The 23,629-nt window shown below is 55.3% G+C and carries 23 protein-coding genes and 2 tRNA genes; 8 read left to right on the top strand and 17 right to left on the bottom strand.

Annotation, left to right across the window (positions count from 1 at the left end; all coding sequences use genetic code 11):
• Nucleotides 1-25: 25 nt before the first annotated feature.
• Nucleotides 26-1,594 (top strand): alpha-amylase family glycosyl hydrolase, encoded by a 1,569-nt coding sequence (locus PUV54_RS12145; RefSeq protein ID WP_337999177.1) that lies wholly within the window; start codon nucleotides 26-28, stop codon nucleotides 1,592-1,594.
• Here PUV54_RS12145 and PUV54_RS12140 read toward each other — a convergent pair whose 3' ends face one another.
• The 10 genes from PUV54_RS12140 to PUV54_RS12095 form a co-directional block, all read right to left on the bottom strand.
• Nucleotides 1,595-2,158: a YgjV family protein gene (locus PUV54_RS12140; RefSeq protein ID WP_274492517.1), complete on the bottom strand. Its 564-nt coding sequence runs from the start codon at nucleotides 2,156-2,158 to the stop codon at nucleotides 1,595-1,597.
• A gap of 337 nt (nucleotides 2,159-2,495) precedes the next feature.
• Nucleotides 2,496-2,582 (bottom strand) — tRNA-Leu (locus tag PUV54_RS12135).
• 84 nt (nucleotides 2,583-2,666) lie between these two features.
• Nucleotides 2,667-2,740, bottom strand: a tRNA-Gly gene (locus PUV54_RS12130).
• Between the two features lie 85 nt (nucleotides 2,741-2,825).
• Complete coding sequence (locus PUV54_RS12125) at nucleotides 2,826-3,974, bottom strand: PQQ-dependent sugar dehydrogenase (protein ID WP_274492516.1); 1,149 nt, start codon at nucleotides 3,972-3,974, stop codon at nucleotides 2,826-2,828.
• Between the two features lie 149 nt (nucleotides 3,975-4,123).
• Nucleotides 4,124-4,756: a trimeric intracellular cation channel family protein gene (locus PUV54_RS12120; RefSeq protein WP_274492515.1), complete on the bottom strand. Its 633-nt coding sequence runs from the start codon at nucleotides 4,754-4,756 to the stop codon at nucleotides 4,124-4,126.
• Nucleotides 4,757-4,775: 19 nt separating this feature from the next.
• On the bottom strand, nucleotides 4,776-5,285 hold the full coding sequence (locus tag PUV54_RS12115) for a GNAT family N-acetyltransferase (protein WP_274492514.1): 510 nt from the start codon (nucleotides 5,283-5,285) through the stop codon (nucleotides 4,776-4,778).
• Nucleotides 5,286-5,291: 6 nt separating this feature from the next.
• Nucleotides 5,292-6,449 (bottom strand): acyl-CoA dehydrogenase family protein, encoded by a 1,158-nt coding sequence (locus PUV54_RS12110; RefSeq protein WP_274492513.1) that lies wholly within the window; start codon nucleotides 6,447-6,449, stop codon nucleotides 5,292-5,294.
• A 96-nt stretch (nucleotides 6,450-6,545) separates the two neighbouring features.
• Nucleotides 6,546-7,889 carry an OmpP1/FadL family transporter gene (locus tag PUV54_RS12105; protein WP_274492512.1) on the bottom strand — a complete coding sequence of 448 codons (1,344 nt, stop codon included), beginning with the start codon at nucleotides 7,887-7,889 and terminating at the stop codon, nucleotides 6,546-6,548.
• Between the two features lie 150 nt (nucleotides 7,890-8,039).
• A complete protein-coding gene (locus PUV54_RS12100) occupies nucleotides 8,040-8,903 on the bottom strand; it encodes an NAD(P)-dependent oxidoreductase (RefSeq protein WP_274492511.1) in 864 nt (287 codons plus the stop codon).
• 2 nt (nucleotides 8,904-8,905) lie between these two features.
• The gene (locus tag PUV54_RS12095) at nucleotides 8,906-9,382 is read right to left on the bottom strand and encodes a flavin reductase family protein (RefSeq protein ID WP_274492510.1); all 477 of its coding nucleotides are present in this window, start codon (nucleotides 9,380-9,382) and stop codon (nucleotides 8,906-8,908) included.
• Nucleotides 9,383-9,535: 153 nt separating this feature from the next.
• Between PUV54_RS12095 and PUV54_RS12090 the strand changes: the two genes are divergently transcribed.
• The 6 genes from PUV54_RS12090 (at nucleotide 9,536) to PUV54_RS12065 (ending at nucleotide 16,245) form a co-directional block, all read left to right on the top strand.
• Entirely contained in the window at nucleotides 9,536-11,398 is a 1,863-nt protein-coding gene (locus PUV54_RS12090) for an SLC13 family permease (protein ID WP_274492509.1), read from the top strand.
• A 73-nt stretch (nucleotides 11,399-11,471) separates the two neighbouring features.
• Complete coding sequence (locus tag PUV54_RS12085; RefSeq protein WP_274492508.1) at nucleotides 11,472-12,239, top strand: arginyltransferase; 768 nt, start codon at nucleotides 11,472-11,474, stop codon at nucleotides 12,237-12,239.
• A 99-nt stretch (nucleotides 12,240-12,338) separates the two neighbouring features.
• A complete protein-coding gene (locus PUV54_RS12080; RefSeq protein WP_274492507.1) occupies nucleotides 12,339-12,713 on the top strand; it encodes a hypothetical protein in 375 nt (124 codons plus the stop codon).
• A 15-nt stretch (nucleotides 12,714-12,728) separates the two neighbouring features.
• The gene (locus tag PUV54_RS12075; protein WP_274492506.1) at nucleotides 12,729-13,844 is read left to right on the top strand and encodes a TRAP transporter substrate-binding protein; all 1,116 of its coding nucleotides are present in this window, start codon (nucleotides 12,729-12,731) and stop codon (nucleotides 13,842-13,844) included.
• Nucleotides 13,845-13,846: 2 nt separating this feature from the next.
• The gene (locus PUV54_RS12070) at nucleotides 13,847-14,623 is read left to right on the top strand and encodes a TRAP transporter small permease subunit (protein ID WP_274492504.1); all 777 of its coding nucleotides are present in this window, start codon (nucleotides 13,847-13,849) and stop codon (nucleotides 14,621-14,623) included.
• The gene (locus PUV54_RS12065; RefSeq protein ID WP_274492503.1) at nucleotides 14,623-16,245 is read left to right on the top strand and encodes a TRAP transporter large permease; all 1,623 of its coding nucleotides are present in this window, start codon (nucleotides 14,623-14,625) and stop codon (nucleotides 16,243-16,245) included. The genes PUV54_RS12070 and PUV54_RS12065 overlap by 1 nt, the downstream gene beginning before the upstream one ends.
• On the opposite strand, the gene hutG is transcribed toward PUV54_RS12065, so the two are convergent.
• Genes hutG through paaA form a run of 7 tightly spaced genes read right to left on the bottom strand, consistent with a single transcriptional unit; the run spans nucleotide 16,239 to nucleotide 21,449 of the window.
• Nucleotides 16,239-17,030 (bottom strand): N-formylglutamate deformylase, encoded by a 792-nt coding sequence (hutG, locus tag PUV54_RS12060; RefSeq protein ID WP_274492502.1) that lies wholly within the window; start codon nucleotides 17,028-17,030, stop codon nucleotides 16,239-16,241. The genes PUV54_RS12065 and hutG overlap by 7 nt on opposite strands.
• Before the next feature lie 21 nt (nucleotides 17,031-17,051).
• Nucleotides 17,052-17,801 (bottom strand): Phenylacetic acid catabolic protein, encoded by a 750-nt coding sequence (locus PUV54_RS12055; RefSeq protein WP_274492500.1) that lies wholly within the window; start codon nucleotides 17,799-17,801, stop codon nucleotides 17,052-17,054.
• An 8-nt stretch (nucleotides 17,802-17,809) separates the two neighbouring features.
• On the bottom strand, nucleotides 17,810-18,886 hold the full coding sequence (paaE, locus tag PUV54_RS12050; protein WP_274492499.1) for a 1,2-phenylacetyl-CoA epoxidase subunit PaaE: 1,077 nt from the start codon (nucleotides 18,884-18,886) through the stop codon (nucleotides 17,810-17,812).
• The gene (gene paaD, locus PUV54_RS12045) at nucleotides 18,887-19,387 is read right to left on the bottom strand and encodes a 1,2-phenylacetyl-CoA epoxidase subunit PaaD (protein ID WP_274492498.1); all 501 of its coding nucleotides are present in this window, start codon (nucleotides 19,385-19,387) and stop codon (nucleotides 18,887-18,889) included.
• A 5-nt stretch (nucleotides 19,388-19,392) separates the two neighbouring features.
• Nucleotides 19,393-20,160 carry a 1,2-phenylacetyl-CoA epoxidase subunit PaaC gene (gene paaC, locus PUV54_RS12040; RefSeq protein WP_274492497.1) on the bottom strand — a complete coding sequence of 256 codons (768 nt, stop codon included), beginning with the start codon at nucleotides 20,158-20,160 and terminating at the stop codon, nucleotides 19,393-19,395.
• Nucleotides 20,160-20,444 (bottom strand): 1,2-phenylacetyl-CoA epoxidase subunit PaaB, encoded by a 285-nt coding sequence (gene paaB / locus PUV54_RS12035; protein WP_274492496.1) that lies wholly within the window; start codon nucleotides 20,442-20,444, stop codon nucleotides 20,160-20,162. Before paaB ends, paaC begins: the two co-directional genes overlap by 1 nt.
• 12 nt (nucleotides 20,445-20,456) lie before the next feature.
• Nucleotides 20,457-21,449, bottom strand: coding sequence for a 1,2-phenylacetyl-CoA epoxidase subunit PaaA (gene paaA / locus PUV54_RS12030; RefSeq protein WP_274492495.1), 993 nt, complete (start codon nucleotides 21,447-21,449; stop codon nucleotides 20,457-20,459).
• A 302-nt stretch (nucleotides 21,450-21,751) separates the two neighbouring features.
• Between paaA and PUV54_RS12025 the strand changes: the two genes are divergently transcribed.
• A complete protein-coding gene (locus tag PUV54_RS12025; protein WP_274492494.1) occupies nucleotides 21,752-22,996 on the top strand; it encodes a cation:proton antiporter in 1,245 nt (414 codons plus the stop codon).
• Nucleotides 22,997-23,629: the final 633 nt, after the last annotated feature.

The raw sequence follows: 23,629 nt of genomic DNA, 5'->3' as shown, positions 1-23,629 counted from the left end.
AGCCCCTGCGCGCAATGGAGTAAATATGTTAAACAATCCATGGTGGATGTCGAGCGTAATTTATCATGTTTATGTTCGGAGCTATTTCGACTCCAATGATGACGGCGTTGGCGATCTAAATGGCCTGAAAAGCAAATTAGATTACATTCAATCCTGTGGCGCAAACGCTGTCTGGATTTCGCCTGTACACCCTTCTCCAAACAACGACTGGGGATACGATGTATCGGATTTCAATTCAATCTTGCCGGAATATGGCTCAATGGAAGACTTTGACAGCTTGATAGAAAAGGCTGCGTCAAAAAAAATTCACATAATACTCGACGAAGTTTTCAGCCATACGTCAAACCAACATCCATGGTTTGTCGATAGCTCCTGGGGCGGACAAAAAAAAGACTGGTATGTCTGGGCCGAGCCGAAGGAAGATGGAACCCCTCCCAATAACTGGCTTTCCGTATTTGGCGGTCCGGCATGGAAGTATAATCCTCTCACGAGAGAGTATTACTTTCATAAATTTTTTGAATCTCAGCCAAAATTAAACCTGCATAACCCGGAGGTCAGGGCGGAAATTCTTAACGTGCTTTCACTGTGGTTAGACAAAGGCGTATCGGGATTTCGGCTTGATGTTGCGAATACCTATGCTCACGACAGCGCCCTCAGAGACAACCCGCCGGTTCCGCCTGAACAACGAACAGATTGGCACTGGTTGTTTCCGCCGCGATTGCAACAAAATATTTATGATGCAAACAGGCCTGAAAACGCCGCGTTCTTGCGTGAAATTCGCGCCGTAGCGAACAAGTACGATGATGCATTCATGTTCGGTGAATTTTCTGAACGGCCAGACTTAATTGACAGTTACAGCGGCGGCAAGGAAGGGCTGCATTCCTTCTACACCTTTGAATTGCTGGATCTGGAAGACATTACGCCGAAAAAAATCGCGGACATCTATGGCCAAATAAACGCCAGAAGCATCTGGCCATTGATTTCGTTTTCCAACCATGACGTCACCAGAGCAACAACGCGTCTTTTTCCGAAACAAACGAACTTCCGCAGCAATCAGGCAAAGCTTATCCTTTTCATGCTGATGACGTTGCGAGGCACGCCAATCATTTTTCAGGGGGAAGAGTTGGGATTGCAGCAGACCGACATGCCAACCCTGGAAAGCATTCGCGATTCGGTGGGCAAGGAATATTTTCCACTTTATAAAGGCCGCGATGGCGCCCGTACGCCAATGTCATGGTCAACGACGAAAAACAACAATGGCTTCAGCGAAGGCGAACCCTGGATTCATACGCCAAAATATGAATCAGGATATAGCGTTGATGAACAACACAAAGAGCCAACAAGCATATTGAACTTTTTCCGTAAGCTCTCTGAGTTTCGCAACAACAATCATGACTTCATTTTTTCAAGCTTCGAAACCATTGAAGCTTCCGATGACATTTGGCGCTTCAAGCGCGGCGAACACTTGGCATATGTGAATTTTTCTGAAAAAGAACTGGAAATAGTTCCTGAGCCAAATGCGGAATGCGTGCTGAGCAATGGCTTGGATGGTTACATGTTACAGCCATATGGCTGCGCCTTATTCAGAAAGTAATTATCCGTCTTTTTTGAATTTGGAGATAAATTTTTCCAGGCTAGCGTAAGGAAATACCATGGAAATTTTCTTATCGCTCGCCCGCCAATAGCCTAAAGCCATGCTTGCGAGGATAAATAGATCGGCGATAAATTGGCTCCATGCCCCGGCGAAAATATTATGAATGCCCCAGAGTATTGTTCCAATCGGCGCCAGCAAACGAAGCTTCTGTTCTGTTTGTGAAAAGAACGCGTATATTCCGAATATATTGGCTAAAATGGGAAGAAAATCATACCAGTTTTCGTACCGAACTATCCCGATAACCACGGCTGTCAAAATTAGCGCGCCCGCCAAGTAAATATTTTTTGAATAGAGCGCTGCAAGCGTAAAGATGATAGCGAACGCCATCATCGCCGCGCCAACATATGCGCCTAACAGTTGAAGTTGTGCGGCAAAAAATACAAAAGCGATGATATTGAATGTTAGTATCGTCTGACGCGTCTTAAACTGCCAGGACGCCATGATCAGACCGAGTCCGATCGCTCCCAGAATATGACCAACAATCGTTTCGTTTAATAGGTCCATGACTGTAGGATACAGAGTTTGCAGTGTTGTGGCACTCTAATTCTGGAATCTCGAGCACCAGCGGATCTACCGCAAAATAAGTTAGATTCGTTTTCAAGAAAGGCGGTCAACATATGGGCTGCCAATACGATAAGGGATGTACGCTTAGCGCTGCACCCTTCCCGGCCCATCGCCGGACATCAGTTTTTCGACTTCGGAATGGCGGCGCGTTTCCCTCTACTTTAAAGCCGGCGTCTATAATCAGTGTAGCGCGTCTAATGCTGAAGGTTTCCGGTACGCCGAAGGTGTCCGAGGCCCCGTAAGAGAAAACTGAAAGGTCGTCGTCACAAATGAAATTTGGTGCGGACGGGGGGACTTGAACCCCCACGAGGTTACCCTCGACAGATTTTAAGTCTGTTGCGTCTACCGGTTCCGCCACGTCCGCGCACCAGGCCCGCAATAAACAGGCGCCCTTGGCGCATTGCAACCGCTAATTGCCCGCCAGCGGCATTCAGATTTGTGAGGAAAATGGAGCGGGTAGCGGGAATCGAACCCGCATATTCAGCTTGGAAGGCTGCTGCACTACCATTGTGCTATACCCGCCTGACCTGTCGGTCTGGGTCCCCCTAGATAGCGATTTTCCCTGTTCACGCAAGGCGTCTCTAAGCGGCACGGCGCACGGGGTAGTCTAAGGCTGGCTCAGTCTTAACAATCTGCCTTCCGGCTCGTCCGTCAGAATATAGACGCCGCCATCGGGCCCAACACGCACGTCGCGAATGCGCGCGCCCATGTCGGTCAATATCCGGTCGACTTCTGCGATACTGCGCCCGTCATTGTCACGCTGCGCATGAACGACAGCGCGCGCCGCGAGCGCGCCAATCAGAAAGCGCCCCTCCCATTCAGGGAAAGTTTCGCCGCGATAAACAGCCAGCCCGGAGGGGGCGATCGACGGCGCCCAGACAATTAACGGAGACTCTATGCCCTCGGCATGAGCGCGCCCGGAAATGATCTCACCATTGTAATCGATCCCATTCGTTGTCGCCGGCCAGCCATAGTTGGCGCCGCCCGACAGGAGATTGATTTCATCACCGCCGCGCGGTCCGTGTTCATGGGCCCAGACCGCTCCGGTCTCCCGATCAAGAGCCAGGCCCTGAATGTTGCGGTGACCATAGGTCCAGATTTCCGGCAAGGCATCTTCGCGGCCAACAAACGGATTGTCTGTGGGCGCGTCTGCGTTCCGGTCGATCCTCAAGACCTTGCCCAAATGAGACGACAGATCCTGTGCATCGTGCAGATAGTCGTAACCATCGCCCACGCTCAGCAGCAACGTTTTGTCTGGTAGAAACAACAATCGCCCGCCAGGATGGCCCGCCCCTTCCTTGTCGGGCGTAGCACGGAAAATAACTTCGCCATTGGTGAACGCGCCGTTTTCATAAACGCCGCGCCAGACCACCAGACGGTTCGCGTCTTCATCGCCTTCTGCGTAGGCAAGAAAAACGCGGCGGTTTTCTATAAAGTCCGGGTCAAGAGCAATATCATGACGGCCGCTGTCAGCCCTTACATATACGCCCTCCGGCGCGCCTGAGACGGGATTGGGGTCAAGTGCGCCGTCACGGTAAACACGAACGCCCCCCGCCTTTTCGATGATCAGAATCTCGCCGTCCGGTGTAAACGCCATGCTCCATGGCAAGGCAAGACCGGTCGCCAAGGTTTCCATTTCAAAACCTGGCTGGATCTCGGAAGGCGTCTCAACATTGGTATTCGTTTCTTGCTGGGCGCAACTGACGGCAAACAAAACACCAATTGCAATCGCAACAAACTTGACTTGGTTATGCATGTGTGACCCCTCACGCATCAGATGAAATTTGTGCTTCGCGCAAGCTAACGCCATTGGCGCGGCGGTTCACCGCTCGTGCTACTCGCTTCATCGTAAAAAGGCGTCGGCATGTCGACTTGAGCAATGCCGGCAACATGTTTCCGCTGACGCTACAGCTCCGTCTTACGAGGCCGGGCGAATTTTGGTGATGGAATATTAAAAATAATCGCGACCGCCCGGATGGCGAAGGTAACGAGCGCTGCCACAACTGCTGACGGGCTGATCCCAAGCCCCAGCGCCATCAGCCCAACATAAACGCCGGCGCCGATCAGCGCAGCGGTCGCGTAAATATCTTGCTTCAGGATCAACGGCGGCTCGTTCAGCAAGACATCACGGACGACGCCGCCAAATGTCGCTGTCACTGCACCCATGAAAATAGCGATAACGGCTGGCGCCTCAGCTGCGAGCGCCGCCTGCGCACCGAGGACGGCGAATACGCTTAGTCCCATGGCGTCGGCCCAGATCAATGTTTTCAACCGCGATGCGATCAGCGGCTGCGCCAGCGTTGCGGCGACGGCGCCGGCAAGGCAGATGAACACCGCCGACGGCGCCGCGATCCACCAAACCGGAAAAGAGCCGAGCAACACGTCACGTATGGTGCCGCCGCCGACGCCAGTGACAAAAGCGATCATGGCGACGCCAAAAATATCCATATCATTGCGCAGCGCCGTCAACGCGCCCGAAACCGCAAAGACGAAAAGACCGATAATATTGAGTGCGCCAAAAACCTGAGCCGTATCCATGCGTCAGGATAGCGCCGATTCATCCGGCTTCGGCAAGACTCAGATAGTCTGCGCGTTCCAATCGATAGATGGCGCAGAGTTCTTTCTCAAATGTGCGGTATTCAACAAACTTGAACCCGAGCCTTTCGTAGAATCGGCGAGCGCGCGTATTACGCTCCAGCGGATCGATGATCACTGCTTTGACATTGGGATCGGCGAAACAGCGCTCCAGCGCCAGACGCATCATCTGCGTTCCAAAACCTTGGCCTAAATGCTTTTCTTCACCGATCCAGATGTCGACGGCGCGCAAGCCTTCTCCCACATCGCCCCAGTATCCGGTCGGTTCAAGCGCAGGGTCGATAATTTCCATGAAGCCAATCGCCCGGCCGTCATCTTCAGCCATAAGCAACTCTCCCCACTCGGCAATGCGGGGAATTTCTTCGTCCCAGTCGTAATCGCTGTCTTCGCCGGACGCATCGCGCACATGCGAATTTTCATCCCAGGCTTTGAGCAAGGGAATGTCTTCAGCGACGGCTGTGCGAAGTTTCATCTCAGATCAAAGCGAGCGCGCGATCAGAAGCTTCATGATCTCGTTGGTGCCGCCATAGATCTTTTGCACACGCGCGTCTGCATACATGCGGCTGATCGGGTATTCGTCCATATAACCATAGCCGCCGAATAGCTGCAGACATTCATCGATGGTTTCATTTTCAAGATCGGTCAGCAGCATTTTCGACATGGATGCAGTTGTCGCATCCAACTTGCCTTCGATTAATTGCTGTGTGCAGTAATCGACAAAGACGCGCGCCATGGTCGCCTTGGCTTTGTATTCAGCGAGTTTGAACTGCGTATTCTGGAATTTAAGGATCGGCCGGCCGAAAGCTTCGCGTTCCTTGGTGTATTCAATTGTCAGTTCAAGCGCGCGCTCGATAGCGGCCATAGCGAGGACCGCAATTTGATGACGCTCCTGCGGCAACTGTTCCATCAACTGAAAGAAGCCCTGCCCTTCTTCCGTTCCGAGCAAATTCTCCGTCGGAATTTTGACGTCATTGAAAAACAATTCTGAGGTATCCTGCGCCTTGTTGCCGAGTTTTTTCAAGTTTCGCCCGCGCTCAAACCCGTCAGCCTCGTCAGTTTCGACAACCATTAATGAAACGCCGCCGGCTTTCTCATTCGGATTGGTTTTTGCGACGACGATGATGATATTCGCCGTCTGACCGTTTGTGATGAACGTCTTTTGTCCGTTCACAACATATTGATTGCCATCTTTGAGCGCTGTCGTTCTAACGGACTGCAAATCAGAACCGGTGCCCGGTTCCGTCATGGCGATGGCGCCCACAAGTTCGCCCGACGCCATGCGCGGCAGCCAGCGTTTCTTTTGTTCTTCAGTGCCGTAATGAAGAATGTATGGCGCGACGATGCAGTTATGGAGGCCGGCGCCGAATCCTTCGACGCCCGCGCGCACCTGCTGCTCCATGAAAACCTGTTCGTGCGCAAACGTGCCGCCGGCGCCGCCATATTCTTCTGGCATGGACATACACAACAGCCCCGCCTCGCCCGCCTTGTTCCAGGCCCAGCGATCAACGCACCCCTGGTCGCGCCACTTCTCCACATGCGGCGTCATCTCGCGGGTAAAAAACTTGTAGACCTCATCTTCAAAGAGTTCGAGATCGTCGGTTTTCCATTCCGGCGTGGCGGTCTGAACAGCAGGCATGGCAGGGCTCCAATTAATTCACGGTATTTGAATCGCACAGCAGCGCTCGGGCGACAACTCCCGAGCGCAGCTACCCTAAACCACATCGTGGCGATGTCAGAATTTCCAGTCGAGACCAACAGCGAACAACAGGCCGGTAATGTTTACATCCGCCTGTAAGGAGCCGCGAAACTGATTTTCCGGTAGAGTCACCGACTGATCTACGGGGCCAGTGTCGTTGTAGACATACGAAGCGGCGAGATGCAGCTCTGCATTATCGGACAAGTCGCGGGAATACCCGGCCCCGAACCAGACGCGCTTGGCGCCCGGCACGCGCGCGGTCGAAAACGCCGGGTTGACCGGATCATCCTCGTACATAACGCCAGCGCGAATAGTGTCCGACTGAGAAATGTCGTATTCGACGCCAAGGGCGCCGGCCCAGACATTGTCCCAGTTTTGCGTTGTGACTTCCGGCGGCTGGGCGGGGTTTTCAAACGCCGTTACAAGCTGATCGAAACTCGCCCAGCGCGTTTGCGTCGCTGAGGCCATCAAACGGGTTGAGGGATTTACGTCAGCAATCAGTCCGAACTGTACAATCGCCGGCGTCGTCAGGTTGCTCGAAAGGCTCGTGTCCTGAAAAAGCCCCAACGTCATTTCCAGATTCTGGCCCGCTGCGGACGTTCCAAGATCAAAGTCAGCTTGTCCCTCAAGGTCATGTTCGACCTTGGAAATAAAACTGGCGCCGACATGAATATTGTTGGTGAGATCGCCTTGCAGTCCGACAGTGTATCCCACGCCCCAGTCATTGGCGCTGAAGTCGAAGAAAACATCATCCGTGCCGGGGACTGAGGCCGTCATCAGCAATGCAGCCTCGACGCCGGCCGCATCGATGGCGCCGTCGATGTCCACATCGATATACTGAAACCTGGGTCCCGCCGCGAGCGACCAGCCGTCGTTCAAGGCAATGCCTACGATCGGCGTCAATGAGCCTGAAACAACTTGTGAAAATGTACCGTGATAGCGAACAACCGATGCGGCATCGTATTCCGTATTAAATCCAAACGGCGCATAGGCGGCGATGCCTGCAAAAAGATGCTCGCTGATTTTAAAAGCCGTCGCCCCTGTCGGGAACGCCGCATCGCCAATCACCGCCTCGCCGCTCGTCGCGCCTTGCACAGGCACGGCTCCAAAAAGCGATGCATTGGCGTTTTCAAACGACGTGTCATTGATAACGCCAACGACTGACAGCGAACTTTCCAAACCTTCAACGCCGACGATGGACGCGGGATTGAAGTAAGCATTTGACGGTGTCGCCTGCGTCGCCGGCGCGCCGGCGGTCGCCGCCCCCAGCGCCTCAGCGCTTTGAGTGTTCAGGGCGAAACCGGATGCGAACACCGGCGTGGAAGAAAATGCGACTACTGCGGATGTAAGAGACGTATGAAAAAGCGTGGTTCGCGACACGGACGAAACCCCCTGCAATTTTTGCTACTGAACCTGACGAGCGACTATCCGGTGCGCCGCGCCGCCGCGCAAGTAACAGCGCCATGCTTTCGATTCTGTGAATCAGGCAACCTATTCTTACCTTTAGCGATCACGATTGTCGCATTAACGCTAGTCCACGCCCGTCAGCCGGCGAATCAAGCTGGATGTATCCCAGCGCCCGCCGCCCATGGCCTGCACGTCAGCATAAAACTGGTCGACAAGCGCCGTCAGCGGCAAACGCGCGCCGTTGTCTCGCGCCTCCGTCAGCGCGATGCGTAAATCCTTGCGCATCCAGTCAACGGCGAAGCCAAAATCAAACTCGTCGGCCGCCATGGTTTTGGCGCGATTTTCCATCTGCCAGCTTTGCGCGGCGCCGCCTGAAATCGCCTTTAGAACCTGATCCACATCAAGCCCCGATCTCGCAGCGAAGTGAACGCCCTCTGACAGTCCTTGCAAGACGCCAGCAATACAGATCTGATTAACAGCCTTGCAAAGCTGGCCGTGTCCTGACGGGCCGATGTGCACAATGCGTGCGGCGAAGCTTTCCATCGCTGCGCGCGCCGCCTCAACATCCGCTGTGTCGCCGCCGCACATTACCGAAAGCTTGCCGTTTTCGGCGCCGGCCTGCCCGCCGGAAACCGGCGCATCGACGAAACCAACGCCGGTTTCGGAAAGTTCCTTGTGAAGCCGTCGCGCAAGCGATGGCGACGCCGTCGTGTGGTCGACGAAGACCGCCCCTTTCTTCAGGCCTTCGGCCGCTTTTTCTACAACCGCTTCCACATCGGGGTCATCGCCAAGGCAAGCAAAAATAATATCAGCGTTCCTTACCGCCTCGGCAGGGCTATTGGCGGCAACGCCTTTATGTTCACCCGCCCAGCGTTCCGCCTTTTCGAGGGTGCGGTTATAAACAACGACCTCGTATCCTTTGGCGGACAAATGCCCGGCCATGGGGTAGCCCATCACGCCAAGCCCAAGAAATGCGACTGACTGCATATCTAATCCGTACCCTGATAGTAGTTGCTGGCATAGTATATCAGCGGTTTGCCCTCATTGCAGCTAAACTGCTCGACCGCGCCGACTAGAACCACATGATCGCCTGCGTCATGGCGCGCCACAATTTTACAGTCAAATGCAGCGAGATGTTCTTTCAGTACGGGCGCGCCTGTTTTCCACGCCTCAAAACCTTCCTCGCCGATCGGGTCCGGCAAGAAGCCGGCGAAATGGTCGGAAACCTGCCGCTGATCGGCCCGCAAAACGTTCACGCTGTAGGCGTCGGCAGACATAAAAGAAGAGTAGCTCGAGGCCCGGTTCTCAAGGCACCACAAGACCAGCGGCGGATCGAGGGACACGGAGGTAAAGGAGTTAATAGTGAGCGCTTTAATCTCGCCATCACCGTTACGGCAGGCGGCAACAGCAATTCCGGTTGCGAAACGGCCAAGCGCGTCCTTTAAGGGCCGGTATTTATCCGTCATTCTTCAACATTCTTGCGGGTTTGGCCCCTACAGTTAATGGATAAACTCAATTAAGGCTTGTGGCGTTAGCACTAAACCGCGAAAATACAAAGCATTTGGCGGCCTTAGCCGCCGCAGTAGGTTCACAACAGCGCCGGCGCAAGACAATCTGACATGATGGAAACGATAGCATCAGCTCCCTGGCAAATGTGGGCGACCCTCGGCGTCATTCTGGTGACCATCGGGTTCTACACAATTGACCGGTTTCCGCTCGAACTTGTTTCGGCGGGCGCTGTCGTTGCACTGCTCCTGTTGTTCCTGATTGCACCCGTTGAAACCTCAAGCGGCGAGAACCTGCTTTCTACAGACACGCTGCTGTCAGGTTTCGCCAGCCCTGCGCTATTCGCGATCCTTGGGCTGCTCATCATCGGTCAGGGCATGTTTCAGGCTGGCGCGCTTGAACACCCGACAGAGTATCTATTGCGCGCCTTCGACAAGCGGCCGTTGATCGTTACCGGTTTCGTCTTTTTGTTTATCATGGTCGTTAGCGCGTTTTTGAACAACACGCCGGTTGTGGTGATGTTCATTCCAATCATGGCGGCGATCGCGCAACAGAGTAAAATTCGCGTCTCGCGCTTCATGATGCCGTTGTCCTATCTTTCAATTCTTGGCGGCATGACAACCCTGATCGGTTCTTCAACCAACCTTCTGGCCGCGCAATCATACCGCGCCACAACGGGCGGGGAGATCGGGTTTTTCGAACTGACGCCCATGGGACTGATCCTCGCAGGCGCCGGCATCCTTTACATGTTAACCGCCGGCAGATGGTTGCTGCCAAAGCGGAGCGACCCCAATCAGCCGGGAACGACCGATCGCGAAGGCAAGCATTTTATCGCCCAGATCGAGATCAATCGCGGCCACCCGCTGATCGGCAAGGGCCCCGTCGCCGGCCTGTTCGTGGACCTTCCCGACATCACGGTGCGCATGGTTCAGCGCCGGGAAAGAGCCATCCTGCCGCCGTTTGAGGATTTTGCCTTTCGCTCCGGTGATGTGGTTGTCGTGGCGGCGACGCGGTCATCTCTCGCCTCCCTCCTGAAATCGAACCCCGACATGCTTGAAGGGCTGATGGCCGAAACGTCAATCGCCGACGAAGAAGACGGCTCGGTTCAACGCTCGACACAGCTAACGCTGGTTGAAGCGATTGTGGCGCCGGGCTCGCGATTGATCGGTCGCTCCGTTGCGCAAATCGGCTTCCATGCCCAGACCAATTGCGTCATCTTGGGCATTGAACGGCGCAGCCGCATGATCCGAACACAGATGAACACCATTCGTCTTGAGGCCGGCGACGTGCTCCTTATCCTTGGCGACATGAAAGATATCCGCGCGCTGCGCGCTGACCGGGACATATTGCTGCTCGAGTACTCCATGCAGAATCTGCCCGACCCGCGAAACGCCCGTATCGCCGCCCTCATTTTCGCCGGCGTGATCGGATTTACGGCATCCGGCCTTGTCCCTATTGCAGTTTCAGCGATTGTCGGCGCGACATTGATGGTCGCGACCGGCTGTCTCAATGTGAGGCAGGCGGCGCGCGCTGTTGACCGGCGCATTTATCTTCTCATCGGCGCATCGCTCGCCATGGGCGTTGCGCTGGAGCGCACCGGTGGCGCCGCGTTCCTTGGCGAGGCCCTTGCGTCTACGGCAGGCCAGCTTGGACCGACGGTGCTGATCTCCGCTTTCTTCATTATGTGCGCGGCGATGACCAACGTGCTGTCAAATAACGCCACCGCGGTGCTGTTCACGCCAATCGCCGTCGCCGCCGCAAAACAGGTCGGCATGGATGAGCACGTTTTGGTGTTAACCGTCATTTTCGGATCGAACTGCTCTTTCGCCACGCCGATCGCCTATCAGACCAACTTACTCGTCATGACGCCAGGTCATTACAAATTTAGAGATTTTATCGTCGTCGGCGGGCCGCTGATCATCCTGCTCTGGATCGTCTACTCATTTGCTGCGCCATATTATTACGGCCTTAATTGACACGCCCCATGAACCTTGATTCATTGCGGAAACGCTAATCGACCGCTAAGGTTTTTCCGCTAGAACGGGTATCATGAGTAACGAAGATTTTGCACGGCGGTTCGGTCTGGACGGGGGTGAATTTTTTATCACCGCGCCGGCCCCTTGCCCTTATTTAAAGGGCCGGCGCGAGCGAAAAATCTTCTCCTATCTTTCCGGCGACGCGGCGCCGTCTACAAATTCCATCCTGACGAGGCGTGGTTTCCGCCGGTCTCAAAATCTGATTTATCTGCCCGCCTGCGAGGCATGCAATGCATGCGTGCCGGTTCGCATTATCGCTGAAGAGTTCGAGCTGACGCGCTCGCGCCGGCGCACCATTTCTAAAAACGCCGACATCATTCGACGCATCAGCGGCCCTCGCGCCACTGGCGAGCAGTTCTCGATGCTGCGCGCCTATCTCGACACGCGCCATGGTGACGGCGGCATGGCCGATATGACTGTGCTCGATTACGCTTCCATGGTTGAGGAAACGAGCGTCGATACGATCATCATCGAATACCGGCTGCGTGATCGTGATACCGGCGAGGAAAAACTCATCGCCGCCGCCCTCACGGACCGGCTGACGGACGGTCTCTCCATGGTCTACAGCTTTTTCGAACCGGAAGAGGCGGCGCGCGGGCTGGGCCGTTACATGATCCTCGATCACGTGTCTTTCGCGCGCGAGTTGAACCTGCCTTACGTTTATCTTGGTTACTGGGTGAACGGCTCCGGCAAGATGGATTACAAAAAACAGTTCCAGCCGCTTGAAATGCTCGGCCAACGGGGCTGGACCCGTATGGCTGAGCTGGAAACCCAGCGCTAGTTCCCACATTTCATCAAGATGCTTTGCGATTGGACGCGGCTCATAGTAGCCTCGCAGCCTCGCGAGCGGGGAATTGTCGTTCAATTGGGAGTATCCGTCTTGAAGTATCTGTTACCCGCCGCCGCGTCACTCATGCTTGCAGCATGTTCTTCCGCCCCTTTCAGCTATGCTGAGGACCGTTGCCTCGGCGAGCACAATCAATGCCAGAATACCTGCACCGGCATTGAAAACGGGTCTGCACGCGCTGCCTGCATCGATCGCTGCTACGATAATGAAAGCCGGTGTTATTCTTCTGGAGCCAGTGGAGACGGATCTTCCGTCGCCATAGATCGGGCGATCAGCGATGCCCGCACGCGCACAGAAAAAGAGGCCGCTTATGAGCGATGGCGCGCGGCCCGACAGCGCGAACAATCAAAGACAGGCGAAAGCGACGTTGAAATTATCGTTCTCGAACAAAAAGACAAAGATGACTAACCGCTACGGGGGCCAATGATAAAAAGAAGACAACTGCTCAAGGGAGGAGCAATCGGAGCGGCGGGATTGGCTGCCGGATGCGAGTGCGGCGCGCCCGTTGGCGGCGCGGCGGTTCCGGGTTCGATTGAATCCCGCGAGTTAAAAATGGTGACGACTTGGCCGCAGGATTTTCCCGGCCTTGGCACCATGGCGGAGCGCACGGCGCAATTCATCACGGAAATGTCTGGCGGTGCGCTGCGCGTGCGCGTTTTTGCGGCCGGCGAACTGGTCGGCGCCTTCGAAAGTTTTGACGCTGTCTCGAACGGCGCGGCAGACATTTATCATGGCGCTGAATATTATTGGGTAGGCAAATCGCCGGCTTTCGCATTTTTCACGGCCGTGCCCTTTGGCATGACAGCCAACGAAATCATGGCGTGGACAGAATTCGGCGGCGGGCAAGAACTTTGGGATGAACTCTCCGCCCGATTTAACATTAAACCGTTCGCCGCCGGCAATACCGGGCACCAGATGGGTGGCTGGTTCAAACGCGAGATCAATTCGCTCGAAGACATGCGCGGACTGAAGGTTCGCATGCCGGGGCTTGGCGGTGAAGTTCTGCGCCGGATCGGCGCTTCCGCTGTTGCACTCTCGGGCGGTGAAATTTACCAGGCGCTGCAATCAGGCGCGATCGACGGCACCGAATGGGTGGGTCCGTGGAACGACCTCGCGTTCGGTTTTTACCGCGAAGCGAAGTATTATTACTGGCCCGGTTTTCACGAGCCTGGCGCGCAGCTCGGCGTCGGGGTCAATCTCGATTTATGGAACGGGCTGACGCTGCAGGAAAAATCCATCATCGAGGGCGCCTGCCATCGCGCTAACCACCTGTCCATCGCAGAATATATTCATCATAACGCCACCGCACTCGATCAACTGATTAACGATCATGGCGTCGAGCTGCGTCAGATGCCGGACGATGTGATGGCGGCGCTGGCGCGCGAGTCGAAAAACGTGCTCGAAGAAACAGCACAGACAGACGACATCACTGGCCGCATATTTGAGAGTTTCAAGGCCTCGATGGCGCGTTCGCAAGTGTGGAGCGGCATCTCCGACGAGCCCTACATGAAAATCCGCCGCGAGATCTTTTCGCTTTAATCATGCTCGAGCTGACAGGCGACATATTAAACTGGTTGGCGGCGGGCGTTGTGTTTCCGCTCATGCTTTTGCCGTTGGCGCTTGCGTTAAAACCTGAGCGGAATACGACAGTCACCTGGCTTGCCTTGATTGCCGCCGCCGCCACAACGGGCGTCTTGTTCGCCTGGCTTGTGCCCGTCATCTCGGTAACGCCTCAACCTCTGTTACTCCTGAAATTCGCCGGCATGTCGCTTTTATCTGTCGCTATTGCAATCCTGTGTGGCGGGGCTGCGCGGTTTGCGACGCTTTGCGCGTCCGTTTTTTCCTTTGTCACGCGCCGTACAAGCCTGGTCGTCATGTGGTTCCTGTTGCTGATGGCGCTGGTCCAGTTCGCCGTTGTCGTGCTGCGTTACGTTTTCGGCATCAACTACATCTTTATGCAGGAATCGATCACTTACATGCATGGCGGCGTATTCCTGCTCGCCGCAGGCTATGCGCTGCTGACAAACGATCACGTGCGCGTTGATATTTTTTACCGCGGGGCCAGTGAAAAACGGCGAGCGCTGATCGATTTTCTCGGCTCTTACTTTCTGCTCTTTCCTGTTTGTTTGCTGCTGTTATGGACAGCGTCGCCCTATGTGGCGAATAGCTGGGCTGTGGGTGAAGGCTCAAATGAATCCTCGGGCATTCAAGCCGTCTTTATCATGAAATCGTTTATTCCCGCCTTCGCTGTCCTGCTCGCCATGGCTGGTTTTAACATCGCCGCCCGCGCCGGGTCAGTTCTCAAAGGGCGTGGCTGATGGATTTTGCGATTGGCGATATTGCGATCTGCGGCTGCTGGTTCGCCGGCTGGCTCGATATCGCCATGGTCGTCGTTCTTTGCGCGCTGCTGATGGCTGGGTACCCGGTTGCCTTCAGCCTTGCTGGCACAGCTCTGATCTTTGCGGTGATTGGCCTGACATTCGGCGTATTCGATATTTCTTTCCTGCGCCCCTTCCCGCAGCGGGTTTTTGGCGCGGTTGTGAACACAACGCTCATCGCCGTACCGATGTTCATTTTAATGGGCGTGATACTGGAAAAGTCAAAGATCGCTGAAGAGCTCTTGGAATCGATGGCAAAGCTGTTCGGTTCCTTGCGCGGCGGACTTGGGCTCTCTGTTACTGTTGTCGGCGCCTTGCTCGCCGCGTCCACCGGCATTGTCGGCGCAACGGTCGTGACGATGGGGTTGCTCAGCCTGCCGACGATGTTGCGGCGCGGCTATGATCCGGCGTTTTCCTCCGGCTCCATCGCCGCCGCCGGCACGCTTGGCCAGATTATTCCGCCATCGATTGTGCTTATTCTTCTTGGCGACGTCATTTCCAACGCCTACCAGAAAGCACAACTCGAACAGGGCGTATTCGCACCTGAAACTGTTTCGGTTGGCGATCTCTTCGCTGGCGCGCTCATTCCGGGCCTGATGCTCGTCGGCATGTATCTGCTCTGGCAGGTTTTCGTCGCGGTGACGCAGCCAAACAAGGCGCCGGCGATTCCTGCAGCGGAACGGGGCAACATCAAAGAAGTCTGGACCGATGCGCTAAAGGTTCTGCCGCCGCCCTTACTGCTGATCGTCGCGGTACTAGGGTCAATCCTCGCCGGCGCAGCGACACCTACCGAAGCCGCTAGCGTCGGGGCTATCGGGGCATTGCTGATCGCCGGCGCGCGTCTCGCGCCAAAAGGGTCATTACTCGCAGGACGCCCTGCGATTATTGCCTCGGCCGGCGCCATCATGGGCCTCGTATTGCTTACCGGGTTTCTCGATCTGCGTCTTGGCCGCGAAAACATTCCTGCCATACAGAGCATAGGCATTGCCCTCGCCTTTATTTTGTTTGCAATCACGCCGTGGGGCATCGTCGCCAGCCTCATACAACTGCGCCGTGAAAAAACGCTGGCGCCTATCATGGATCAGACGGCGCGCGTCACCACGATGGTGTTCACGATCCTTATTGGCGCCGCGTTGTTTTCTCTCGTATTCCGCGGGCTTGGCGGCGACGAAACCGTTCACGCCGCGCTTGAAGCGACGCCCGGCGGCGTCATCGGCGCAGTCATCACCGTGATGATCGTAATGTTCATTCTCGGCTTCTTCCTCGACTTTATCGAAATCACGCTTGTTGTCGTGCCGCTTGTCGGTCCGCCGCTGCTGGCTATGGGGCTTGATCCCATCTGGCTGGGCGTGATGATGGCGATCAATCTGCAGACATCATTTCTGACGCCGCCTTTCGGCTTTGCGCTGTTCTATTTGCGCGGCGTCGCCCCGCCCGAAGTAAAAACATCGCAGATCTATCGCGGCGCGATACCGTATATCTTCATTCAATTGCTGGCGCTTGCCGTTCTGGCGATGTATCCGGGCCTCGCTACCTGGCTGCCAGGCCTGCTCTATCAATAAAGCCGTTTTGCCGCGTCTATTGCAGCTTCTAGTATGTTCTTCAGGACAATTCGCAAAGCCGCCGCCTTGTCATTGCTATAAGCGAACGGCGGCGTTTCTGATTCTAGATAACAGTGTTGCGCGATTTCCATCTGGATGGCGTGCACGTTTTTATCCGGCTTGCCGTAGTGGCGCGTTGTCCAGCCGCCACGAAACCGGCCGTTGACCACATACGAGTATTGATCTTGCGCCCGACAAACAGATTCCACGGCATTCGTAATTTCCGCCGCGCATGTCGCGCCGTTGTTATCGCCAATATTGAGATCAGGCAGCCGCCCTTCAAACAGAAACGGCAAATGCGAACGGATGGAATGGCAATCGTATAAAATTGCAAACCCGTGTAAGCTTTTTATACGCTCTATCTCATCACTTAGCGCGTTGTGATACGCAGCATGATAGGTTTTTCGGCGCGCCTCTATTTCTTCGGCCGTCGGCGCGTCAGCCCAGATCGGCTCGTCATCAAACGTCACCAGCGGCGTCAGACCGGTCGTATTTTGACCGGGATACAAGGACTTTCCTGAAGGGTCGCGATTGGCGTCAATCACGTAGCGATGAAATTCCGCCTTTACGACTGTGACGTCGTCGATCAGCCCATCGTAAAGCCGGTCAACATGCCAGTCTGTGTCGAGCTTTGCACGACCGGCCTCATTTAGCCGGCTTTCGATCTCAGGCGGGATGAAAAGCCCGCTGTGAGGTTGACCGAAAACGAGCGGGCTTTCGCCTTTACTGACAGTGACGTTGGTCATGAGCGGTATAAATATTCAGCGTTAGAGTTTCGCGAAAAATGCATCAACTTCGCCCGCCCATTTCAGCCTTAAGTCTTCATTGTTTTGATGACGCAAGCCGAAACTGCGCAGCAAGTCAAAGCGCGACGATTGCTCCCCCCCGAATGTATCGGCAACGCGCGGACGCCAATAATCGGCCGACGCGATAACATTGGCTTTCTCATTCGGGTTTGCCGAGATGATTTTGACGACGCCCTCCTCGCCCAGCTCCGCATGGCGGCGCTCGCGGGGCAGAATATCACCGAACGCCTCGCCGAGCGGCTGATAGGAACAATGTGACAGCTCCGTCAACTGAATGACTGTCGCGCGCCCCATCAATACATTCATCACCACCGCATCGGTCCATCCTGAAAGCGGATAGTGAAACACGTTCAGCCGCATATCGCCGTCACGGCGTTCGGCGCCCAGTTCCTCATCTCGCCCGACCCGCGCCGCCCATGGGTGCACGTTCATGTAGCGCGAAGTATTCACGCCGAACGCGCCCATAATGTTCAAAACACGTTCCGCATGATCGATCTTTTCCATGACAATGCGTGACGCGGCGATCTTTTCCTTGATGCCCGGTCCTTCATTGATGAGGTCCGCAAAACCGGCAGCGCCGGCGAGTTCGGAATCCACAAAGCTCGCCATCATGCGTAAAAGTTCGGCGCGATAACGCGGCGGCGCATTGTCAGGCGCAGAAAGCTTGCCGCCTTTCGCGAGGTAGCCCTGAATGTCCGTCTCGTCAGTCATGACGGTTCCTATTGATCGTAATCCACAACAACCTTATCGGTTCTGGGATAGCTTTGGCAGGTCAGAATGTAGCCGCGCTCGACTTCGTAGTCTTCAAGCGCGTAGTTTGCTTCCATGTCCACTTCGCCTTCGATCAGTTTGGCGCGGCAGGTGGAGCAAACGCCCGCCTTGCACGCGAACGGCGCGTCGATATTTTGCGCCCGCGCCGCATCAAGCACGGTTTGCGTTTCTTTTTTCATGTCGAACTGGCGCGCCGCACCATCCATAATAATCGTCGCGGAACATTTTGCATCACCCGCTGCAGCTTCGGCTGAGACTTTGCGTTTGCGCGCCTTGCCCGGCTGGGCGCTGGAGAAGAGTTCGAATTTAATCGCATTCTCCGCCATCCCGTGCGCTTTGAGCGCATCGGAAACTGCAAGCATCATCGGTTCCGGCCCGCAAATGAAGGCGAGGTCTGCGCCCTTAACATCAATCCATCTTGAAAAAAGCTGGTCGCATTTCTCGCGGTCAAGACGACCGGAAAAAAGCTCAATCTCAGCCGCCTCGCTTTCGAGCACATGCACGATGTTGAGGCGGCCCATATATATATTCTTAAGGTCTTCCAGCTCTTCACGAAACATGATCGCTGTCGTTGACCGGTTGCCGTAAGCAAGCGTGAATGTCGACTTGGGTTCGGCTTCCAGTACTGTTTTGATCAGGCTGATCATCGGTGTAATACCGGAACCGCCGGCAAAGCCGAGATAGGCCCGGCCTTCGGCTGGTTTCAACGGCGCATGAAAGTTACCCATGGGTTTCATCGCTTCGAGCGTATCGCCGATATTCAACTCTTCATTGGCGAACGTCGAAAACCAGCCGCCGTCAACGCGCTTGATCCCGACCCGCAGCTCGCCGTCATTGACGCCCGCGCAGATCGAATAGGAGCGCCGCATTTCTTCGCCATCGAACACGCGGCGAAAGGTGAGATATTGTCCCTGAATGAATTGAAATTCGCTGCTTGCATCCTCCGGCGCTTCAAGCGTTAAAATAACGGAGTCTTTTGTATCGCGTTTGATCTCAGCAACACGCAGCGGATAAAACTGTGCCATTTAGAAGCTCTTGAAATAATCGAATGGTTCGAGACAGTCGTTACAGCGCCAGCTCGCCTTGCACGGCGTCGAGCCGAAGCGGCTGACCTCGCTGGTGTTTTCAGAACCGCAATGAGGACACGCGACAGGACCGGAAGCTTTGAGGGCGCCGGCGCAGCTCGCCTCGCCAACCGGCGGGGCGATGCCGTATTGGCGCAGTTTTTCACGCGCCTCACCGGTGATCCAATCCGTCGTCCAGGCGGGCGACAATTGCGTCTTTATACGGATTTTTTCAACGCCCTTGCGGCGGAGAGATTCCTCGATTTCAAAAGAGATAACCGCCGTCGCCGGACAGCCGGAATAAGTCGGCGTCACCGTAACCACCAATTCATCTCTCTCCCAGGCCGCATCGCGGACAATGCCGAGATCGACGACGGAGACGACCGGGATTTCAGGGTCCGGCACGTCTTCCAGCCAGCGCCAGACCTCATCGATGGAAGGCTCAACGTTCGCTTCGGCCATGCTGATCACCACTCAGCGCCCGGATAAGCGCGCTGCAGCCACTGCATATCCGAAAGCAGATATCCGAGCCCTTCGGAGTGCATTCCCTGTTTGCCGCCTTTTCGAATAGCGGCCTCGGGAACTTGCAATGTCGCTTCTTTCAGCGCCGCACGCATGCGCTCTTCGTGGCGCGTTTTGATGTCGGCAAGGTCAGGGGCAAGTCCGCGCTGCGCCAGTTCGTCATCAATCGCATCGGGTTGCGTCAGCTCGCCAGCGAACGGCCATAGCGCGTCAAGCGCGTTCTGCATTCGCGTATGGCTTTCATCGCTGCCGTCGCCAAGGCGTATGATCAGGTCTTCTGATCGCTCCAGATGATACGCGGCTTCCTTGGCGGATTTTTCCGCGATATCGGCGACACGGGTTTCGATTGAATTTTTCAGCGCCGTCAACATCGGCAGGTGCCATGCGTCAAACAAGTACTGACGCATCAATGTCTGGCCGAAATCGCCATTCGGCTGTTCCACCAGAAGCACGTTCCGGAATGCACGCGCGTCGCGCAAGAACGCAAGATCGTCAGCAGAGCGCCCCTTCCCTTCAATCTCGCCCGCGAGCGCAAGCCACAACTTCGTCTGGCCGATCAGATCGAGCGCCGTATTGGCGAGCGCGATGTCTTCTTCAAGGATCGGCGCATGACCGCACCAGGCGGAAACCTGTTGCCCCAGGATGAGGGTATTATCCCCCATGCGCAGCGCCAGTTCAAAAAGCGCGGTATCGGTTTGAACGTCCGTAGACATCACATTTTCCCGACTTCTTCAGGAATATCGAAGAAGGTCGGGTGACGATACACCTTCGAATTTGACGGCTCGTAGAGCGGTTCCTTATCGCCGGGCGCCGACGCCTCAATATCTTTCGACTTTACGACCCAGATCGACACGCCTTCGTTACGGCGCGTGTAAACATCGCGCGCATTGTTGATCGCCATTTCGGCGTCGGGCGCATGCAGCGATCCAACATGCCGGTGCGACAGCCCATGCTGCCCGCGAATGAAAACTTCCCAAAGCGGCCACTCATTTGACATTGTCGTAATCCTTTATTCCGCCGCCATTTTGCGCGCTTCACGCTTTTTCGCGTGCGCCATCAGCCCGTCGCGGAACCAGGCGCCGTCATTCCAGGCTTTCTGGCGCGCCGCCATACGCTCGGCGTTGCACGGGCCATTGCCTTTCAGCACTTCGTAAAATTCATTCCAGTCGATCTCGCCAAAATCGTAGTGACCGCGCTCCTCATTCCATTTCAGGTCTGGATCGGGAACCTTAAGGCCCAGATAGTCTGCTTGCGGAACGGTTTCATCGACGAATTTCTGGCGCAGTTCGTCATTAGTGTTCATCTTGATCTTCCACGCCATGGACTGCGCCGAGTGCACTGACTCCGCATCCGGGGGGCCGAACATCATCAGCGCCGGGTGCCACCAGCGATTGAGTGCGTCCTGCGCCATTTCCTTTTGCGCGTCCGTGCCTTTCACCAGCTTCATCATGATGTCGTAGCCTTGGCGCTGGTGAAAGCTTTCTTCTTTGCAAACGCGGATCATCGCGCGCGAATATGGACCAAAGGAACAGCGCTGGATCGGCACCTGATTCATGATCGCTGCACCGTCGACAAGCCAGCCAATAGCGCCGATGTCCGCCCAGGTAAGCGTCGGATAATTGAAGATCGACGAATATTTCGCCTTGCCTGACAGCAATTGCTCCGTCATCTGATCACGTGAGATGCCGAGCGTTTCCGCAGCACAATAAAGATAGAGCCCATGGCCCGCCTCATCCTGCACTTTTGCAAGCAGGATGGCTTTGCGGTCCAGGGTGGGCGCGCGCGTAATCCAGTTGCCTTCTGGAAGCTGGCCAACGATTTCCGAATGCGCATGTTGGGAGATCTGCCGGATCAACGTCTTGCGATACCCTTCCGGCATCCATTCCTTCGGTTCAATTTTTATGTCGGCGTCGATCTTTTCCTGAAAGGCGCGCTCTTCAGGCGCCATCTCGTCAAGGGAACGAACGCCCTTGCCCGTCGATTTGACTTCCTGCGCGTACATGATGCCTCCATTCCAACAGTCAGCGGAAATATGCGGCAACCCTAGTCATTTTCCCATGACGAACCACCCGAATTTCCAGACTTTCCGCTGAATTCGGCCTTATCATGCTCATATATGATAAACCGACCGGTCAGTCAATGAATACCTCCCCCGCTGAACTGCGCCACTCGGCGGCGCGAAACGGATGGCCTCAGGAAAATCATCTGGAAAGGCTTTAAGAGCCAGCCCTTGAAGAACACATGATCGGCTGAACATTGGCGTTTAGCGTCAAATCACTGCCCGAAAAGAAAATTAAGTTCATCATGAATCTGATTTATATCCTTTTGGTTCTGCTTGTGGTCACGCGCGTTTGCGGCGTTTTCGCTCAACGCGCAGGACAACCGCCGCTCGTCGGCGAAATTCTGGGCGGCGTTTTCCTTGGCATACTGATCAGTCAATTTTCCGGATCATTTCCGGTTTTATCGGGCTTGCCTGACAATGAGGTTTTAAAAGGCATCGCGGATTTGGGCATCTTTTTCCTGATGCTGCTGGCCGGTGTAGAATTAAGGCCGCGTGATTTAGCCAAAACATCGGGTAAGGCGTTCGTTATCGCACTCGCCGGTTTTTTAGTACCGCTCGCCCTGGGTTTTGGGCTGGGGTGGACTTTCATTCCAGAGTCCGATTTTCGCCTGGCTCAATCGCTGTTTATTGGCACAGCGCTGGCCATCACAGCCGTTCCCGTCGCCGTCAAAGTTTTGATGGATCTTGATTTGCTCAACACGCCTGTCGGGCGAACAATCGTTTCAGCGGCTGTCTTTGATGATGTTTTGAGTCTCTTGCTGCTTGCCGTTCTGGTCGCAGTCATTAATCAGGGCGAGGCGCCGAGCGTCACAGCCATGGGAATCCTCGCAGGCAAAGTCACGCTTTTCTTCATCATTACCGGCGCGATGGGCTTTTTTATATTTCCAATCATCGGGCGCTGGTTGATGCGCATACAAGTGGAAGAGTTGGAGTTCAGTGGCCTTGTCGCCACTGCGCTCGGATACTCTCTTTTGGCCGAATTTCTAGAACTTCACTTTATTATCGGAGCCTTTGTCGCGGGACTGTTCTTTAACCGAAGGATTGTGGATAATGAGACGCACGCAGATGTCGACAAAAAAATTCGCGGATTAACGACAGGCTTTCTTGCGCCAATCTTTTTTGCGACGATTGGCCTTCATTTGGATTTATCGGCCGTTACCGCAGCGCCGCTTCTCCTCTTTACGTTGATCGTGGCGGCGTTTATTGGCAAATTCGCCGGCGCTGGCGTCGTTTCTTATTTTTCCGGCTTTAACAAGCGTCAATCGGCAGCGATTGGCGGGGCGATGAGCGCACGCGGCGCTGTCGAACTCATTGTCGCGAATATTGCGTTGGAAGCAAATCTGTTTTCAAGGCCGGAACCGGCGCCGCCTGAAGTCGAAAGCCTGTTTTCAGCTGTTGTGATCGTGGCTATTGTCACCACAGTGGCGACTCCCATGATCATCAGGCGCACGCTGTATTCCGGCGAAAATAAAGACGGCGCAGTATGATCAGACGTAGCCTAATGGCTAAATCTGTCGGCGCCGGTAAACTGTCACGCCGCGCGCAACATCGACGCACGCTAAAGCAGAATTGACATCGCAAACCTCCGCCTGACGTTGCGGTTCACAAAGCGTGCAGGAAGTTTTCCCCGCAAAGTGGACGCAACCCCGTCCAACTTGAGCGGGGTTATCCCCCACTGTTCCAGCGCCCGTATACTGCGCGGCAGTCCGGATATGGAGAGGCGGAAGGCCTGCCGTTCCCTTTCGATCCGGATCGCGGCGCGCGGGCGGTCGGCGCCTTCGCTATCACAAACGCATGTAATCCATGCGGGCGAAGGATCGGACGTCGGCTTAGTCCCGGCCGGTCACTGCAATCGAGTCGCCGGACGATACGCGGGAACTGCTTCGCAGCAAACGCGCCGGCCGCAATCGATTGGTGACGCTGTAAAAGCCGCGCGCGAGGCGCAAAGCCTCCGCATTCTACATTTGAGAAGGAAGTTTTGCGTCTCGCGCAACCTCTCCACCTTAGCATTCGCTTTCAGATGAAAGACGGTGACGATGATGCATGTTCGCCTAACAAGAACTTATTCGTTTGCCAGCATTGGCCGGCGGGCAGGATCGACAGATCCGCGTCGGGAAGAC

This window comes from Hyphococcus flavus (genome assembly GCF_028748065.1).
GTDB lineage: Bacteria > Pseudomonadota > Alphaproteobacteria > Caulobacterales > Parvularculaceae > Hyphococcus > Hyphococcus flavus.
Note: the sequence above shows the minus strand (reverse complement) of the source record. Positions and strands in the feature narration are given on the sequence as shown.